Source organism: Paenibacillus sp. WG02 (assembly GCF_055396115.1).
On the sequence record NZ_AP036016.1, the window covers coordinates 6,334,006 to 6,349,541 of the forward strand.

Genomic DNA, 15,536 nt, shown 5'->3' on the forward strand with positions numbered 1-15,536 from the left:
TTATAAAAGTAAGGAATGGCACTCAGCAACTAAGAGTGCTAATAATCATCTCTGACTAATTTCTACATATTTGAAAGGAGATCTCCCATTGGAAAAGAAACAGTTTCAAGCCGAATCCAAACGTTTATTGGAAATGATGATCAATTCGATTTATACGCAAAGAGAGATATTTCTAAGAGAGCTTATCTCCAATGCCAGTGATGCTATCGACAAAATTTACTACAAAGCTTTGACTGATGACACGTTGGTATTTGACAAAGATAGTTATTTCATTAAAGTGGTTGCCGAAAAACCGAATCGCACCCTCACACTGCGTGATACGGGTATTGGTATGACGAAGGAAGATTTGGAGAATAACCTGGGGATCATTGCGAAGAGCGGATCTTTGGCTTTCAAAAAAGAAAATGAAGCAAAAGACGGTCACAATATCATCGGCCAGTTCGGCGTTGGCTTCTATTCAGCGTTTATGGTTGCAGATGTTGTTACGGTTATTAGTAGAGCTCTAGGCAGCGATACTGCTTACAAGTGGGAGTCCACTGGCGCCGATGGCTACACGATCGAAACAGCGGAGAAAAACGAAGTGGGCACGGAGATCATCCTGAAAATTAAGGATAATACGGAAGATGAGAACTTCGATGAGTTTTTAGACGAGTATCGTTTAAAGGCGATCATCAAAAAATACTCTGATTTCATCCGTTACCCGATTAAAATGGACATCACGGGAAAAAGGCTGAAAGAAGGCAGCGAAAGCGACTTCGAGGATTACCAAGAAGAGCAGCATGTCAACAGCATGGTTCCAATTTGGAGAAAAAACAAAAGCGAACTGACTCCTGAAGATTACGAGAAGTTCTATCACGAGAAACATTACGGCTTCGACAAGCCGCTTAAACATATTCACGTTAGCGCTGATGGTGCTGTCGTCTATCAAGCTATCCTCTTTATCCCGGAAAATATTCCTTTTGATTATTATTCCAAAGAGTACGAAAAAGGCTTGGAGCTCTACGCCAATGGCGTATTGATCATGAACAAATGTGCGGACCTGCTTCCTGACTATTTCAGCTTCGTTAAAGGAATGGTTGATTCCGAAAGTCTATCGCTCAATATTTCCAGAGAAATGCTGCAGCATGACCGTCAATTGAAGCTGATTGCCAAAAACATTTCGAGCAAGATCAAAGGCCAGCTGCAAAGCCTGCTGAAGGACGAAAGAGAGAAATATGAGCAATTCTACAAATCCTTCGGAAGACAACTCAAATTCGGTGTCTATAGCGATTACGGAAGCCATAAGGACATCTTGCAGGATCTATTGATGTTCCACTCCTCCAAGGAGAAAAAGCTGGTTACGTTGGACGAATACGTAGCAAGAATGCCGGAAGATCAGAAGTACATTTACTACGCTTCCGGTGAATCGATGGAAAGAATCGATAAGCTTCCACAAACAGAGCTTGTCACCGACAAAGGCTATGAGATTTTGTATTTCACCGATGATATCGATGAATTCGCGATCAAAATGATCATGACTTACAAAGAAAAAGAATTTAAATCCGTTTCAAGCGGCGATCTTGGTATTGAAGTAGATGACAGCCAAGCGGAAACTGATGCTGACAAAAATGACAACAAAGAGCTTTTCGATTATATGAAAAATCTGTTGTCAGGCAAAGTTACAAACGTCAAAGCATCGAAGCGTCTTAAAAAGCATCCTGTGTGCTTATCGACGGACGGCGATGTGACCATCGAAATGGAAAAAATCTTAAACGCAATGCCGAATAATCCTAACGTGAAGGCTGAGAAGGTACTGGAAATCAACGTCAATCATGAAGTGTTCGCATCCTTAAAAGACGCTTTTGACAAAGATAAAGAGAAGCTGAATCTTTATACAGCCCTGCTGTACAATCAAGCACTCTTAATCGAAGGCTTGCCCCTTCAAGATCCGGTTGAATTCACGAACGACATCTGCAAAATCATGGTTTAATACGATTAAAGCACTACAACTTACGTTGTAGTGCTTTTTTTTATACGATCAACCACTCTTATAATCTGGAAAGGTTTCCTTTACCTCATATTGTTCCTTCGAGTCCGAGTTTGCATACACATAAGCCAATAAGCGATCTTGATCAATTCCGAGAGAGCTAGCAACTTTTACGATGTCTAATTCATAAGAAATGCTTGGAATTTGATTGGACTTGACGGACATATGCTTCAACCATCCTTCGAATAATGTAATAAATGGATACTCAAACCGTAAATATGATATAGTTTTCTTACAAACATAAATCGGTACGATAAAGGCAAAACCACTGAAAAGTGGTGACGCAAAGCTACAGGGACTAAAATGGCATTCTAGGAATGTCCAAAATGTCAGCCAGCTACCGCCTCCGTCCGATATATGTAGAAAGACTAGGAGGGAACAAAGATGATGGGAAAAATTACAGTGGATGGTAGAATGAGTTTGGATGTACAGCAATTAATAGATAACTTGCATCTTCCAGAAAGTGATCTTTTGAACATGTTCTCCTTTAAGTTTGATAACAACGTTTTAACCCCAGATGAAGCTATTCGGTTTATTCATTTTCTTAGGAGTGAACTGGACAAACGCACTCAATAAAGGAATTATGCACGAAAGCATACAAAAATACAGTCGGTTGATGTCTAAAGATTTATTTTTTTCAAATAAATTTTAATCCCATGATTGTTGATTTCACCGGAAAAAATAAGAAAAGACAACGGGAATCCCGCTGTCTTTTTCTTATTTTTTGTCATATTTACAGATTAAATTATTCATTTTGGCATTATTTATCCCGGAGCAGTCCGGTGTCATGCTTTCCCAATATTTGCGTAAGCTCCTTCAGGAACATATTGATGTCCTTAAACTGTCGGTATACGGAGGCAAAGCGAATGTACGCCACTTCATCGACGGGGTACAGCTGTTCCATGACGATTTCGCCAATGCTTAAACTATCCACTTCAGCATGAGCCGTGGTGCGAAGCTGCATTTCCACTTCTGATACCATCATCTCAAGCCTCTCCATCGATACCGGGCGCTTCTCACAAGCTCGAATCAAGCCTCTTAATATTTTCTCTCGACTAAATTCTTCCCTACTTCCATCTTTCTTAATCACGATTAACGGCGTTTCTTCCACCATCTCAAATGTGGTGAATCTTCTCGCACATTTCTCACATTCACGACGACGACGAATCGATTTGTTTTCATTAGCTGAACGTGAATCAAGAACTTTCGTACCGGAATAGTCACAGAACGGACACTTCATTCGCTATCTCTCCTTTCTCTTTTTTGATCTATTACCATATGTTACATGTCATGAACTTAGGAGATATGCACACAATACTATTACCAAACGACAAGGAGGTGAACAGACATGGGCGCAGGACAAAACCGTAGCAGCAATACTTTAGTTGTTCCTCAAGCTAACGCAGCCTTGGATCAGCTAAAATATGAAGTAGCACAAGAGCTTGGTATCGCCATCCCACAAGATGGTTATATGGGTAATATGGCTACTCGTGATGCTGGTGCCATTGGTGGTAACATCACTCGTCGCTTAGTACAAATTGCAGAGCAATCCTTGGCTGGTCAATTCAAGTAATCTTGAATCCTAGTTACTGATGCTCCAAAACAGGAAGTATTGGACTCTAAGCCCCCACAAGGAGCTAGTCCAATGCTTCTTTGTTTATGAAGTGAAGGAATCCTAATTCTTATTCCCCCCATTGTTCCGAATAAAGCATCGTGTATTTCTCGTAATAATAGAGCACCCGCTGAACATAATGACGTGTTTCTCCGAATGGAATTTGATTAATATGCGCTACCGAACCATCCCAAACGTTATTTTGCTTCCATTTATTCACATTCCCTTGGCCTGCATTATAAGCCGCAATCGCATAAATTAAATTACCATTATAATGCTTCTTAAGCCAGCTCAAATACCAAGAACCAAGATTAATATTTACGTCCACTTTTAATAAATCTTCCTGCATGTGAGGCCCTAAATTCGTGGATTCTACTATCCACTCTGCTGTGTCAGGCATAAGCTGCATAAGGCCTAACGCGCCTTTTCTTGACTCCAAATGATACTTGTAATTCGTCTCAACCTTAATAATCGCAGCAATTAAAAATGGGTCTATATTGTGTTTCGCCGCGCTCTGCCTAATTTCCTGCTCAAAGTAGATCGGGTACAGCTTTCTTCCGATAAAATCACTATTCATAAAGAGAACCAGAACAAAACAGACAAGAAGCAGGGCAAAGACTCGTTTTTTACGTAAAAAGATCATGAAAGCCCCTTGTCTAGCCAAAACCGCTCCACTTCAGCGTTCGTTTCTTCCCATGTACCGCTATTGTCAATGATAACATCCGCGAATTTACGTTTCTCCTCAATGGACATCTGAGCTTCTATGCGATTATTCGCCGCACTTTCCGTCAGTCCATCGCGTTGCATAAGCCGCTCCAACTGTACCCAACGCGGCACATAAACAACCATAACCTCTTCAAACAGGTAGGATAAATTAGATTCGATTAATAAAGGGACATCCACCACAACCAGTTTAGTCGGAAATTGCCGTTCATAGGCTTCCATCTGTTCACGTATTTGTGCACGAATTGGCGGATGCAGAATACTTTCCAGCTGCTTGCGCGCCTCTGTATTCCCAAAAATGATCTCTCCGAGCTTCTTGCGATGAAGCGAGCCGTCTGCCTGAAGAACGGCTTGTCCAAAATGTGCAGCAACCTGTTCAAGAACAGGGCTGCCGGGCTCAACAACATCGCGTGCTATGGTATCCGCATCTACTAATAGGGCGCCGCGGCTGACCAGCATGGCGCTAACCGTGCTTTTGCCGCAAGCGATTCCTCCTGTTAACCCGATATTCATGGGCAGATCTCTCCTAATCGTTTTCCACTCGGAAAACTTTCTCATATCCCAATGATTTACGAAATGAATGATTTCTTTGCATAATGGACGTACTACAACATTTTCAAAAGCCCCATAATAATGAGTACACATCCCGGCAGAACAGACAGTTTCTTCATCCAATTCATTCCCGCGTACCGTAAACCAAACCGCAAACCTAGCGCTATAAATGAACCACTGGATATCGATATGACGGTAGCTGTTAGCAGTGGAACGAAACCAATTAATGCTGCGCCTATGCCTGCTCCGAACGCATCCAAAGATAGCGCCAAACCAAGCAATGTAGCTTCTGAAGCGGAAATATTACCCGATTTGTCAACGTCTGCAATGGATGGAGTGCGCAAAATTTGAATAACCAGTCCGAAGCGTTTCAGTTCGATATTCAGTATTTCCTTCGTTCGCTGCAAAGTATCAAATGTGAGAACCTCTCCAGATCCATGTTGATTACCCTCTGATGAAGGAAGAACACTGCTTATTGATGCTTGATCCAAAGTGGAAGTTCCCTCTCGTTCCTGATGCTCTTGCGACTTTTGTTGTCTCGTTTGTGCCAATGCCCAGATGCCAATCCCGATCAATATAAGAGCACCGAAACGCTTAGCTACCAAGGGAGACATGAAGGAAGACATCAGTACACCGATCTGCATCGAGCTGTAGATAATGATACCAGACCAAAGTGATATAATCGCAATGGATACGAACGGAATTCTTATTTTACGTAATCCATACATCACTCCAACGCCGAAACCGTCCAAAGAAACTGCGAAAGCAAGAATAAGTAGTGAAACTACAGGAAGCATAATACCCCTCCTAAGAGTTTTACCTAGAAACCAGCTTGTAAGCCGATTCTCTAGGCTAAGTACTCCTTATCATATGGGGAGGTCAGGCTTCACGTGCCTATTTCTCTAACTTCTTTCGGGTTCTCGTCTGCTTTAACGGTTGACAGGTTGGGCAAATATGCGTTCCTCTGCCGCCAACAACGGTTTTGTAGATCTCGCTCCCGCATATTTTACAGGGCTTGGACTGTTGGCCATAGATGTTCAGTTGATGCTGGAACAAGCCAATTTCGCCTTGTCCATTCACATACGATTTAATGGAGGATCCTCCCACTTCAACCGATTCGCTAAGTGTGCGAATGATCGCGGAGTGAAGGAGTTCGAGCTCCTTCTTGCTTAGCGAGGAGGCTTCGCGCTCTGGATGGATGCCAGCCAAGAAAAGGGACTCGTCTACATAAATATTCCCGATTCCTACGATATATTCTTGATTGAGCAGCAGCGGTTTAATCTTCGTCGAACGATGAGCAATCCTGTCGCGAAAAGCCTCGAAGGTGAAGCCTTCATCCAGCGGTTCAAGTCCGAGCTTATGGAGCGGAGGCTGCGTCAGGTCTTCGCCTTTGGGGAACAGATGCATCGTTCCAAATTGTCTAACATCCTTATAGCGAAGCTCGCTGCCATCGGTGAAGCGGAACAACACATGGGTGTGCGGCTCTAACGGATCTTCACCGTCATACAGACCGTACCGCCCTTCCATTCGCAGATGCGAAACCATGACGTAATCGGTAAGTATAAAGCGCAGGAATTTCCCTCTGCGTTCTATCGTCTCGACCGTTTGACCTTGCAGCAAAACCTCAAACATACGAATATCGTCAGGCTTTTGGATAATGCGAGGCAGTCTGACCTGAACATGCTCAATCGTTTTTCCGGTGATTAATTGGTTCAGCGTACGTCTGACCGTTTCGACTTCAGGTAGTTCAGGCACGGATGTTCACCTCTTTTTGTGTGATGTAATAAGATGCAAAAAGTGCAGCAAGTTTTACTTGAATTGCTTCCAGTTGGTATGTTAACTGCATTTTGTACATCAAATATTGGCATTTAAACTGGAACTAGGTACTTTTGGCTTTATTTGCTGCACTTTTTGCATTATTTCTCTTGAAAACGCCGATTCAGGGTAATTTAGATGTACTTTTTACATCAAACTTCAAATTCCAAACATAGACCTTACGGACCGATCCATGACTTACTTAGCATCGTACCAAGTAAGGCCGAAGTCAACATCTGCGCTCAGCGGGACATCCAGCTTAAGAGCTCCAGCCATGACTTCCGGTACGACGCGCCGCATAGTCTCAAGCTCCTCTTCAGGGACCTCAAAGACGAGCTCATCGTGTACTTGAAGCAGCATGCGGCTTTTGAGTCCATCTTGTTTCAAACGGTCAGCCATCTGGACCATGGCTAGTTTAATGATATCTGCGGCCGTACCTTGTATCGGCGTATTCATAGCTGTACGTTCGGCAAAGGAACGCAGATTAAAGTTCGATGCCGTGATCTCAGGAAGATAGCGGCGGCGCTGCAGCAAGGTCGTGACATAACCGTCTCTGCGAGCATCCTTCACGATCTCATCCATATATTTGCGTACCCCTTGGAAAACAGCAAAATACTGTTCAATGAACTGCGCTGCATCCCTGCGGGTAATGTCTAAGTTCTGGGACAAGCCGTAGTCGCTGATGCCGTAAACGATCCCGAAGTTGACGGCTTTGGCCTGACGGCGCATGTTCGAATCGACGGCGCTCTCTTCCACCCCGAAGACATCCATCGCCGTCTTCGTGTGGATGTCCATATTCTGAAGGAACGCTTCCTTCAGATTGTCATCCTGCGAGATGTGCGCCAGCACGCGCAGCTCGATCTGCGAGTAATCCGCAGCAAGCATGTACCATCCAGGCTCGGATGGAACGAATACCTTGCGGATCTTACGCCCCTCCTCCAGACGAATAGGAATATTCTGGAGGTTCGGGAACTGGCTGCTGAGCCGGCCTGTGGCGGCAATCGTCTGCCGGTAATAGGTGTGCACCTTACCGGTCTCCGGCCGCACCTCTTTGAGCAGCCCCTCAACGTACGTCGATTGCAGCTTCGCAAGCGAGCGGTAGTTCAAAATCTCCCCTACCACTTCGTGGTGGGGCGCAAGGCGCTCAAGCACCTCGGCATCCGTCGAGTAGCCGGTTTTGGTCTTCTTCCAAGCTGGCAGCCCCAGCTTCTCAAACAAGATCTCACCAAGCTGCTTCGGCGAGTTGATGTTGAACTCTACGCCGGCGAGGTTGTAGATGCGGGTCATGATCGCATCCAGCTTGCTTGCAAGCTCCACGCCGAACGCTTTAAGCCCCTCGGCATCCAGCGCAATGCCGCGCAGCTCCATCTCCGCGAGCACGCCCGCGAGGGGCAGCTCCAGCTCGTAGAAGAGGCTATGCATCTCGCTCTTCTCCAGCTCTTCGCGCAGCACCGGCACGATGCGCGCAATGGCCATCGCTTTGCGACCCAAGTGGTCGCTAAGCGCTTCAAGCTCAGGCAAGCGAAACTTCGCTCCCTTGCCGAACACTTCCTCGTCGGTCTTGACGCCCGGCAGGCCGTACTTGCCCGTTAAGCCGCTCAAGCTAAGATTCGACTCTGTCGGATCGAGTAAGTAAGCGGCCAGCAGTGCATCGAAGTCCACACCTCTGAGTTGGACGCCTTGCCAAGCGAGCACCAGCTGGGCACGGTGCTGGTCGAAGAGCTGTTTCTTCTTGGTATCATCACTTAGCCAAGTACGCAACGGCTCGCCCGCTTCACTTTTGAGCAGCGCTATAGGCACGAAGTAAGATGTATTTGTTTCCCCATCAAACGTAAACCAGACAACGCCAACCATTACAGCTTGATGCGGATTTTCCCCTATAGCCTCAACATGGATGGCTGCGTTATCGCCTATTTTGCCAATTAGCTCTTCCATGTTGTTTTCTGTTACAACAACTGCTTCCAAACTTTCGACAGCTTGTCCCTCTTCGACAACGCTTGGGCCGAAATCCATCTTTTCCAGGAGTGATTTGAATTCCAGCTTACGGAACATACTGGATAAAGCTTGTCCATCAAAGCCATCATAGCGGAAAACGTCCCATTCTGTTTCCATCGGAACCTCACGGAAAATAGTCGCGAGTTCTTTACTCATCATGGCACTTTGCGCATGCTCCTCGACTTTTTCCTTCATTTTGCCTTTGAGGCTTGCTGCATTAGCAAGTACTTCTTCCACCGTTCCAAACTCATGCAGCATCTTGAGTGCCGTTTTTTCCCCAACACCCGGAATGCCTGGGATATTATCCGACGTATCTCCCATCAACCCTTTGAGGTCGATAATTTGCGCAGGCGTAAGCCCGTATTTCTCTTTTATTTCTTCAGGATTATAAAGATCAACTTCGCTAATTCCTTTCCGTGTGATCGCAACGGTCACATGCTCGGAAGCCAGCTGCAGCATATCCTTATCTCCCGAAACGAGAAGCACCTTCTCGCCTTTTTCATCGGCAGCTTTGGTCAAGGTTCCAATAATATCGTCAGCCTCATAGCCTGTTAGCTCAAACTGTGGGATCTTGAACGCTTTAAGCAGCTCTTTGATCAGCGGAAACTGTTCGGAGAGCTCAGATGGCGTTTTGGCACGTCCACCTTTATATTCCGTATATTCTTTGTGTCTAAACGTAATTTTCCCAGCGTCGAATGCAACGAGAAAATGCGTAGGCTTTTCTTCTTCTATTAATTTTAGCAGCATCGTTGTAAATCCATAAACCGCATTCGTGTGTAAACCACTGGAATTACTGAGCAAAGGTAAAGCATAAAAAGCTCGATTCGCGATAGAGTTACCATCAATAATAATTAGCTTATCCATAAGTTCGCACCCCGATTTTTGACATACTTCCTTCATCATAGCATACGAAATTAAAATAAAAAAACGGTTCCGCACATAAACATGTATGGAATCCATTATTCAATGGGCAGGTCTTCAGAAGGAGGTTCTCCATATGAGCCCTTTTTTCTCACCAATACGCAAAAAGGTTATTTTTTTCGATATGAATAATACGATCCTGGATCGCAGACAATGCTTTGATTCGGCCTTCCTTGAAGTCATGAACGACTTTACGGCGAGATGGGATCCAGGCGAAATGCTTTTTACCTCCCAAGAAGCCCTACAAAGCTATAAGATGGAGTGGAGCCGTCACCGAAAGGCACCGATCCGGAGTCCCATATCCCCTGATGAGCTGCGCCACATTTGTTTGCGTAAAGCTCTTCAGCCTATGCCAGTAAGCGTTACACCTGCTTTTACACGGTCTTTTTTCGAACAGGTGGAAGAACAAGAAGATAATTTCGTTGCTCTCTTTCCCGGCGTTGAAGACACACTTGAGGCACTATCACATAACTATAAACTGGCTATTATTAGTAACGGAAATCGAAAAAGGCTGCTGAACAATTTGGAGAAAATGAAACTCACCAGGTGGATTGATCAAGATCGTTTATTTAGTTCGGAGAAGGATGGGCCGCGAAAGCCTCACCCCGCTATCTTCGAAAGAGCTTTAAAGACGATGAGCACAGCCTCGAACCAAAGTGTCATGGTTGGGAATTCGTGGCGTAATGATGTCGTAGGGGCCGCGTCAAGCGGTATGGATGCGATCTGGATACATCCGGGGAATATCAAGAAAATTTCCGAGCGCCGAATCGGCAAACAGAAGGTCATTATTATCCGTTCTTTTAAACAATTGTTATACACTTTCTAGTTCAAGTCCACTTGAGCCAATTTTTTCGAAATAATAAATACTTCCTTGATGCGCTTTTGCTTTCTTTTTAAGTAAAGCGGCCGTTTGAGAAATGTGTTCGAGTGAAATGGGAGATTCGCATTCACAGACGACTAAAGAGAGCGAAAGCGTTACTCCCTCGCTCTTCACCTTGTTGCCGCTCCGATCCCATACATACTCCCACTCCTCATCCTCATAGAACATCTGCACTCCCTGTTCGAAGCGGCGAATGATTTCCTGACACAGTTGTTTTGGAGATAAAGTGGCAGAGATCGCGATAAAATCATCGCCTCCCACATGCCCGACAAAATCATGCGGTGTCCCACAAACCGCGATAGATTGCTGCATGACATCCGCTGTATATTGAATCAGTTGATCCCCTTTTTGAAATCCAAACCGATCATTGAACCATTTGAAGTAATCCAGGTCCGCATAAACCACCTGAAAAGGTTTCTTCTCACTTATCCTCTTATTCAATTCGCGATTGATTTGCAAATTCCCTGGCAGTCCTGTTAGTGGATTAGCCACACGCGCAGACTCCATCCGTACATTCGTGATACTCTCAAGAATCGTTCGGATGGATGCTACTCCTCCCATCTTCCCATTGTTTGTAACGATGACAAGGTCGTATAAGTGGTTTATTGCGCGTGAAGTAGCCATTTGCGACACTTCCTCAACTGGCATAAACTCGTCCACAATTAGCGGCGATTCGTCCATAATGCTGTCAATGGTTCGATTCCAGAACAAGGAGAAAGCGTATTGCCCGGTTAGCTGTTGAAATAAACGATCTCTCATCATGAGGCCAACCGGTACATCTTCGTCTACGATGACGGCACCCACTGCCTCTTGATTTTTTTTGAAGTAATCTGCCACTTCCGAAATCAGTTTTTTCTTATCAAACACTTTCACAGGAGTTTTCAAGTCGCCAATGCTCCAAGTCATACTGCCTCCTTGTACTTTGCGATGCTGCCAAATCAACATTTTATGAATGTCCTGCACCTTCGCAGGAGATTCATTTGGCTTTCCAAGCAAATAGCCTTGGGCATAGTGCACGCCGAGCCGTGTTAATTTGGTTAGTTCATCCGCATGTTCAATGCCTTCAGCAATAAGGGAAATGTTCATTTTATGGGCAAAAGTAACGAACGTTTCAAGGATATACTCTTTCACTTTGTTTTTATGTATATTTTCTATGAGGGAACGATCTATTTTAATAAAATCCGGTTGAACTCCGCAATGGCTTGTAGGGAGGAATATCCCGCACCCGCATCATCTATGGCAATTCGATAGCCTTGTTTACGGTAATGCTCCAGAATCTTTTGAGCTAAGGAGAAATCCTCAATCGAACTTCTTTCCGTAATTTCAAAAACGACATTGCTTGGGCGAAGTCCGTACTTCTGTAAAATCTCAAGCGTTTTACCAGGAACAAACCCTGGATCGTAAAGGACTTGGGATGAAATATTGATAAAAAGCAATTGCTGAGGATGCTCCAAAATGGATCCTTTAATCGCTTTTTCACGAGCAAGCTGTTCAAGCATATAAAGTTCACCTTGCTGCTCAGCAAATTGAAACATGGTCAAAGGTGAATGAAAGGGACTATCTTTGGGACCTCGCGTTAACGCTTCATACCCCATTACATCACCATCCTGCAGTGAGATAATAGGTTGATAAACGGAATAAATGTACTCTTTATCTATCATCTTATAGAATTGTTCCAGCATTTCTGACTGAGCACTCATGTCCATCATCCCTTACCTGAATATACTTATTTCTCTAGTCTATTAAACCAAATGACTGGCTTTATTATCCAAATGTAAAATGTATGTAAAGACTTCAAAAAAAAAAGAGGGAATTCAATCTTTTTCCCGAAAAAGAGAGGGATGGATTGTTAGGTGCGTACAAGCTTGTACAAGCACGGAAAGGATTTGAAATGGAACAACAAGTAAAAATCTTGGCGGTAGATGACCGCTACGAGAACTTGCTGGCTCTGAATAGCATTCTGGCCTCTTCCAACTATGACGTTATTTCTTTGCAATCAGGCGAGGAAGTTCTGAGATATTTATTAAAAGAACCCGCTGATCACATCGCTGTTATATTGATGGATGTGCAAATGCCTGGACTTAGCGGCTTTGAGACGGCCGAACTGATCAAGCAGCGTAAAGCTTGTCAGGATATTCCCATCATCTTCCTAACAGCGCTCAGCACCTCTATCGAGCATGTTTTGAAGGGTTACCATGTGGGCTCTATTGATTATTTATTCAAACCTATTCATCCTAAAATGCTTCGCATGAAAGTCGATGGCTTCGTCAACATGCACCTCAATCATCAAAAAATCAAATACCAAAGTGAATTGCTGCATAAGCGAACGTTAGATCTCGAAGAGACGAATCGCAAATTAGCTGAAGCGGAAGAGAAATTAAAGCAGCAAAATTTTCTTTTGGAGCAATGGGTGGAAGAGCGAACCTCCGAATTAGTGGACGCCCATGAAAAGCTGATAAAATCACAAGAACATTTCAAGAAAATGTTCATGCTCTCTCCTTCTTTGATGGCCATCCGTCGTCTATCAGACCTCACCTATCTCGAAATTAATGAAAGCTGGAAACAATATACAGGGTACGGCGATGAAATCATTGGAACCACATTAGATCTCTTATCTGCGGAAGCTGGGGATTCAATGAACTTTAATGATGTCATCCATAATTGCAAGGTCAAGTACGAAACCAAGTCCAAGGAAATTCGAACAGCTCTGCTTTCAACGGAAATCATTGATATCGAAAATGAAAGCTGTTTGCTCGAAGTTGCTGTCGATATCACGGAAAGCTTGCGGTTTGAATCGGAAATGGCTCGTCTAGCTCAACTTAATCTAGTTGGGGAAATGGCCGCCGGTATTGCCCATGAGATTCGCAACCCGATGACGACCATTCGCGGCTTCCTCCAATTATTTCGCGAGAACGATCGTCATATGCAAAAAGAATACATTCCTATTATGCTAGAAGAGTTGGACCGAGCGAACGAAATTATTACCGAATATTTATCCCTAGCCAAAAATAAGCAGTCCCACCAACAGCCTGAAAATATCAATCGAATTATCGAAATGCTCCTCCCCCTCATCCAAGCAGAAGCCGTCATGTTCGGCAAGCATGTTCATTTCCAATTGAAGGATTGTCCTGTCATTCAACTCGACGATAAAGAAATGCGTCAACTCATATTGAATATGTGTATGAATGGTCTGGAAGCCATGAGCCTCGGCGGTAAGCTCAGAATTGAAACCTACACGGAGGCAGAACACGTCGTCCTGCTTATTGCTGATGAAGGTATAGGAATTAATGAAGAACATCTAGAGAAGCTAGGAAGACCTTTCTTCACGACCAAAGACGAAGGTACAGGGCTCGGTTTAGCTATTTGCTACAGTATTGCCGCCAGGCATCAGGCTTCGATTGAGGTTCAGTCCAGTCCGGAGGGTACGACCTTTTATATTTGCTTCCCCGTTCCTGAGAAAGCCGCCGATTCTAAATAGGATCGGCTTTTTTTGTTGGGGAACTTCAATTCTATTATGAAAGTGGACAACCAACAGCACAATGGTAAATTGATGATTACGATGACAAACGCAATTCACCTTGCCATTCAATAAATCCTTTGGCAAGGTCATACTGCTTATCTAGTATTGCAGCCCAATGCTTCTGTCTCGTGAATTGGAGTCAACAAGTGAACATATCAGGTGGTGCCTAAGCTTTTATCAATTTATTAATGTGATTCTATTTGTACAGAATTGTCATCAGCCAGAAGATTAGATCAAAGACGCGATGCATCATCACTCAATCCTCAAACTAGTATTCATTTCAACTCTGTCTTTATTTTCTATAAAAGTTCATAAAAAGGAAAATGTTTACAAAAAATTAACTTTAATTTAACACTCCGATAACACTCTATCATTAATATAAAAAATGTACTACATACCAAATTAAGGGAGATGTGTTATTTCGATGAAAAAAATTACAAAAAAAGTAACTCCAGTTTTACTAGCTTCATGTGCAGCATTATTACTAGCAGTACCTGCTTTTGCCTCCACAAGTACTAGCTCTTATGTCAGTATTAGTGCTTCAGGCCCATCAGGCGGAATGAAAACTGTAAATGTGAGTGGGTCAGTCCAAGGTAATGGCGGTTCCTTAACATCAAGTCAAAAAATCGAAGGAAATATGTCTGTATACGTAGGAGGAGTTTTAAAGACTACAGTTCAACTTCGTAATGGTACAGATAACCCAGGTCTTTTAAATTCAACTTTTACTGCTTCTGTAGGTCAAACAGTTCAAGCAAACCTTACAGGTTGGATACTTGAAAACTTTAGCGCCGTCTATTACAGCAGTGGCTCAGATTCCCTAAATCTTTAATTTTCATTAAACTAAAAAGAGTACTCTTCTGGAAATCCAAAAGGGTACTCTTTCTCTATCGTGGCTTCATACCGTATTAATGTTTTATAATTCAAAAGTCTGTGAGGAAAATAGTTATGTTCAAATTTCGTAAATATATTCTTATATTTGTAGTTGCTACAATTTTAGTTATTTTAGGGACTAATTATTATTTTCATACCAAAGAGAAAGAAGTATTAAATATTGCTTTTGAAGAATATCAAAAAGATCAAGTCAAATTGTGGCTATCGGAATTACATGCAAATGTAATCAGAACTTATCAATTAGATAAGGATGATTACTATTACCATAATCTTCTGAATGAAAAAAAAATTGTTGAGCTATCAGAGAAAGATAATAATGAACTTTTATACTTATTATATCAAACTTATAATAAATCAGGATTAGCAAAAAGTGGTGATACTGCTATTGGAGTTTTTGTAAAAAAAGATCAACCTATAAATGAAGTTTCTTTTGTATATGTATCTATAGATGATAAAACAAACCATATAATTCAATTAAAAAAAGATAACCAAAATAAATGGAATATTATTAATATTGACTCAAAAGTAGGGGGAATTCCAACAAAACTACAAACTCTGAGTAAAGAAGAATTTGTTAAGAACTTTAATGTTCAATAGAACA

15 protein-coding genes, 1 pseudogene and 1 riboswitch are annotated in these 15,536 nt (G+C 43.1%); of the genes and pseudogenes, 7 read left to right on the forward strand and 9 right to left on the reverse strand.

Annotated features, from left to right (window positions below; all coding sequences use genetic code 11):
• Positions 1-88 precede the first annotated feature (88 nt).
• The gene (gene htpG, locus ACBP55_RS28745; protein WP_464646500.1) at positions 89-1,969 is read left to right on the forward strand and encodes a molecular chaperone HtpG; all 1,881 of its coding nucleotides are present in this window, start codon (positions 89-91) and stop codon (positions 1,967-1,969) included.
• A gap of 48 nt (positions 1,970-2,017) precedes the next feature.
• Here the strand turns inward: htpG and ACBP55_RS28750 are convergent, their stop codons facing one another.
• On the reverse strand, positions 2,018-2,191 hold the full coding sequence (locus ACBP55_RS28750; RefSeq protein ID WP_464646502.1) for a hypothetical protein: 174 nt from the start codon (positions 2,189-2,191) through the stop codon (positions 2,018-2,020).
• Between the two features lie 83 nt (positions 2,192-2,274).
• Positions 2,275-2,371, forward strand: a riboswitch (cyclic di-GMP riboswitch).
• A gap of 39 nt (positions 2,372-2,410) precedes the next feature.
• Here ACBP55_RS28750 and ACBP55_RS28755 point away from each other — a divergent pair.
• The gene (locus ACBP55_RS28755; protein WP_029199332.1) at positions 2,411-2,602 is read left to right on the forward strand and encodes a hypothetical protein; all 192 of its coding nucleotides are present in this window, start codon (positions 2,411-2,413) and stop codon (positions 2,600-2,602) included.
• Between the two features lie 184 nt (positions 2,603-2,786).
• Here the strand turns inward: ACBP55_RS28755 and nrdR are convergent, their stop codons facing one another.
• Positions 2,787-3,266 carry a transcriptional regulator NrdR gene (gene nrdR / locus ACBP55_RS28760; RefSeq protein WP_029199331.1) on the reverse strand — a complete coding sequence of 160 codons (480 nt, stop codon included), beginning with the start codon at positions 3,264-3,266 and terminating at the stop codon, positions 2,787-2,789.
• Between the two features lie 108 nt (positions 3,267-3,374).
• Between nrdR and ACBP55_RS28765 the strand changes: the two genes are divergently transcribed.
• The gene (locus ACBP55_RS28765; RefSeq protein ID WP_056835439.1) at positions 3,375-3,599 is read left to right on the forward strand and encodes an alpha/beta-type small acid-soluble spore protein; all 225 of its coding nucleotides are present in this window, start codon (positions 3,375-3,377) and stop codon (positions 3,597-3,599) included.
• 109 nt (positions 3,600-3,708) lie between these two features.
• On the opposite strand, the gene ACBP55_RS28770 is transcribed toward ACBP55_RS28765, so the two are convergent.
• From ACBP55_RS28770 to polA, 5 genes are all read right to left on the reverse strand, one after another.
• Complete coding sequence (locus ACBP55_RS28770) at positions 3,709-4,281, reverse strand: lytic transglycosylase domain-containing protein (RefSeq protein WP_464646504.1); 573 nt, start codon at positions 4,279-4,281, stop codon at positions 3,709-3,711.
• Complete coding sequence (gene coaE / locus ACBP55_RS28775; protein WP_464646505.1) at positions 4,278-4,874, reverse strand: dephospho-CoA kinase; 597 nt, start codon at positions 4,872-4,874, stop codon at positions 4,278-4,280. The genes ACBP55_RS28770 and coaE overlap by 4 nt, the downstream gene beginning before the upstream one ends.
• 92 nt (positions 4,875-4,966) lie before the next feature.
• Positions 4,967-5,710 carry an MntP/YtaF family protein gene (locus ACBP55_RS28780; protein WP_464646506.1) on the reverse strand — a complete coding sequence of 248 codons (744 nt, stop codon included), beginning with the start codon at positions 5,708-5,710 and terminating at the stop codon, positions 4,967-4,969.
• Positions 5,711-5,807: 97 nt separating this feature from the next.
• On the reverse strand, positions 5,808-6,668 hold the full coding sequence (mutM, locus tag ACBP55_RS28785; protein WP_464646508.1) for a DNA-formamidopyrimidine glycosylase: 861 nt from the start codon (positions 6,666-6,668) through the stop codon (positions 5,808-5,810).
• 258 nt (positions 6,669-6,926) lie between these two features.
• Positions 6,927-9,587: a DNA polymerase I gene (gene polA, locus ACBP55_RS28790; RefSeq protein ID WP_464646509.1), complete on the reverse strand. Its 2,661-nt coding sequence runs from the start codon at positions 9,585-9,587 to the stop codon at positions 6,927-6,929.
• A gap of 133 nt (positions 9,588-9,720) precedes the next feature.
• Between polA and ACBP55_RS28795 the strand changes: the two genes are divergently transcribed.
• The gene (locus ACBP55_RS28795) at positions 9,721-10,470 is read left to right on the forward strand and encodes an HAD family hydrolase (RefSeq protein WP_464646511.1); all 750 of its coding nucleotides are present in this window, start codon (positions 9,721-9,723) and stop codon (positions 10,468-10,470) included.
• On the opposite strand, the gene ACBP55_RS28800 is transcribed toward ACBP55_RS28795, so the two are convergent.
• Complete coding sequence (locus tag ACBP55_RS28800; RefSeq protein ID WP_464653434.1) at positions 10,456-11,469, reverse strand: GGDEF domain-containing protein; 1,014 nt, start codon at positions 11,467-11,469, stop codon at positions 10,456-10,458. The two genes, ACBP55_RS28795 and ACBP55_RS28800, sit on opposite strands and share 15 nt — an antisense overlap.
• Positions 11,470-11,565: 96 nt before the next feature.
• A pseudogene (locus ACBP55_RS28805) lies at positions 11,566-12,233 on the reverse strand (EAL domain-containing protein); the annotation flags it as partial.
• 182 nt (positions 12,234-12,415) lie between these two features.
• Between ACBP55_RS28805 and ACBP55_RS28810 the strand changes: the two are divergent.
• The 3 genes from ACBP55_RS28810 (at position 12,416) to ACBP55_RS28820 (ending at position 15,532) form a co-directional block, all read left to right on the forward strand.
• Complete coding sequence (locus ACBP55_RS28810) at positions 12,416-14,002, forward strand: ATP-binding response regulator (RefSeq protein ID WP_464646512.1); 1,587 nt, start codon at positions 12,416-12,418, stop codon at positions 14,000-14,002.
• Positions 14,003-14,468: 466 nt separating this feature from the next.
• The gene (locus ACBP55_RS28815) at positions 14,469-14,873 is read left to right on the forward strand and encodes a hypothetical protein (RefSeq protein ID WP_464646514.1); all 405 of its coding nucleotides are present in this window, start codon (positions 14,469-14,471) and stop codon (positions 14,871-14,873) included.
• Positions 14,874-14,989: 116 nt separating this feature from the next.
• The gene (locus tag ACBP55_RS28820; RefSeq protein ID WP_464646516.1) at positions 14,990-15,532 is read left to right on the forward strand and encodes a hypothetical protein; all 543 of its coding nucleotides are present in this window, start codon (positions 14,990-14,992) and stop codon (positions 15,530-15,532) included.
• The last annotated feature ends 4 nt before the right edge of the window (positions 15,533-15,536 follow it).

Excerpts from the sequence above, each read along its gene's own strand:
- ACBP55_RS28750 (WP_464646502.1), bottom strand. The coding sequence starts at position 2,191 with ATGTCCGTCAAGTCCAATCAAATTCCAAGCATTTCTTATGAATTAGAC.
- coaE (WP_464646505.1), bottom strand. The coding sequence starts at position 4,874 with ATGAATATCGGGTTAACAGGAGGAATCGCTTGCGGCAAAAGCACGGTT.
- ACBP55_RS28800 (WP_464653434.1), bottom strand. The coding sequence starts at position 11,469 with ATGTTGATTTGGCAGCATCGCAAAGTACAAGGAGGCAGTATGACTTGG.
- ACBP55_RS28795 (WP_464646511.1), top strand. The coding sequence starts at position 9,721 with ATGAGCCCTTTTTTCTCACCAATACGCAAAAAGGTTATTTTTTTCGAT.
- polA (WP_464646509.1), bottom strand. The coding sequence starts at position 9,587 with ATGGATAAGCTAATTATTATTGATGGTAACTCTATCGCGAATCGAGCT.
- ACBP55_RS28755 (WP_029199332.1), top strand. The coding sequence starts at position 2,411 with ATGATGGGAAAAATTACAGTGGATGGTAGAATGAGTTTGGATGTACAG.
- nrdR (WP_029199331.1), bottom strand. The coding sequence starts at position 3,266 with ATGAAGTGTCCGTTCTGTGACTATTCCGGTACGAAAGTTCTTGATTCA.
- ACBP55_RS28780 (WP_464646506.1), bottom strand. The coding sequence starts at position 5,710 with ATGCTTCCTGTAGTTTCACTACTTATTCTTGCTTTCGCAGTTTCTTTG.
- ACBP55_RS28810 (WP_464646512.1), top strand. The coding sequence starts at position 12,416 with ATGGAACAACAAGTAAAAATCTTGGCGGTAGATGACCGCTACGAGAAC.
- ACBP55_RS28820 (WP_464646516.1), top strand. The coding sequence starts at position 14,990 with ATGTTCAAATTTCGTAAATATATTCTTATATTTGTAGTTGCTACAATT.
- ACBP55_RS28770 (WP_464646504.1), bottom strand. The coding sequence starts at position 4,281 with ATGATCTTTTTACGTAAAAAACGAGTCTTTGCCCTGCTTCTTGTCTGT.
- ACBP55_RS28765 (WP_056835439.1), top strand. The coding sequence starts at position 3,375 with ATGGGCGCAGGACAAAACCGTAGCAGCAATACTTTAGTTGTTCCTCAA.
- ACBP55_RS28815 (WP_464646514.1), top strand. The coding sequence starts at position 14,469 with ATGAAAAAAATTACAAAAAAAGTAACTCCAGTTTTACTAGCTTCATGT.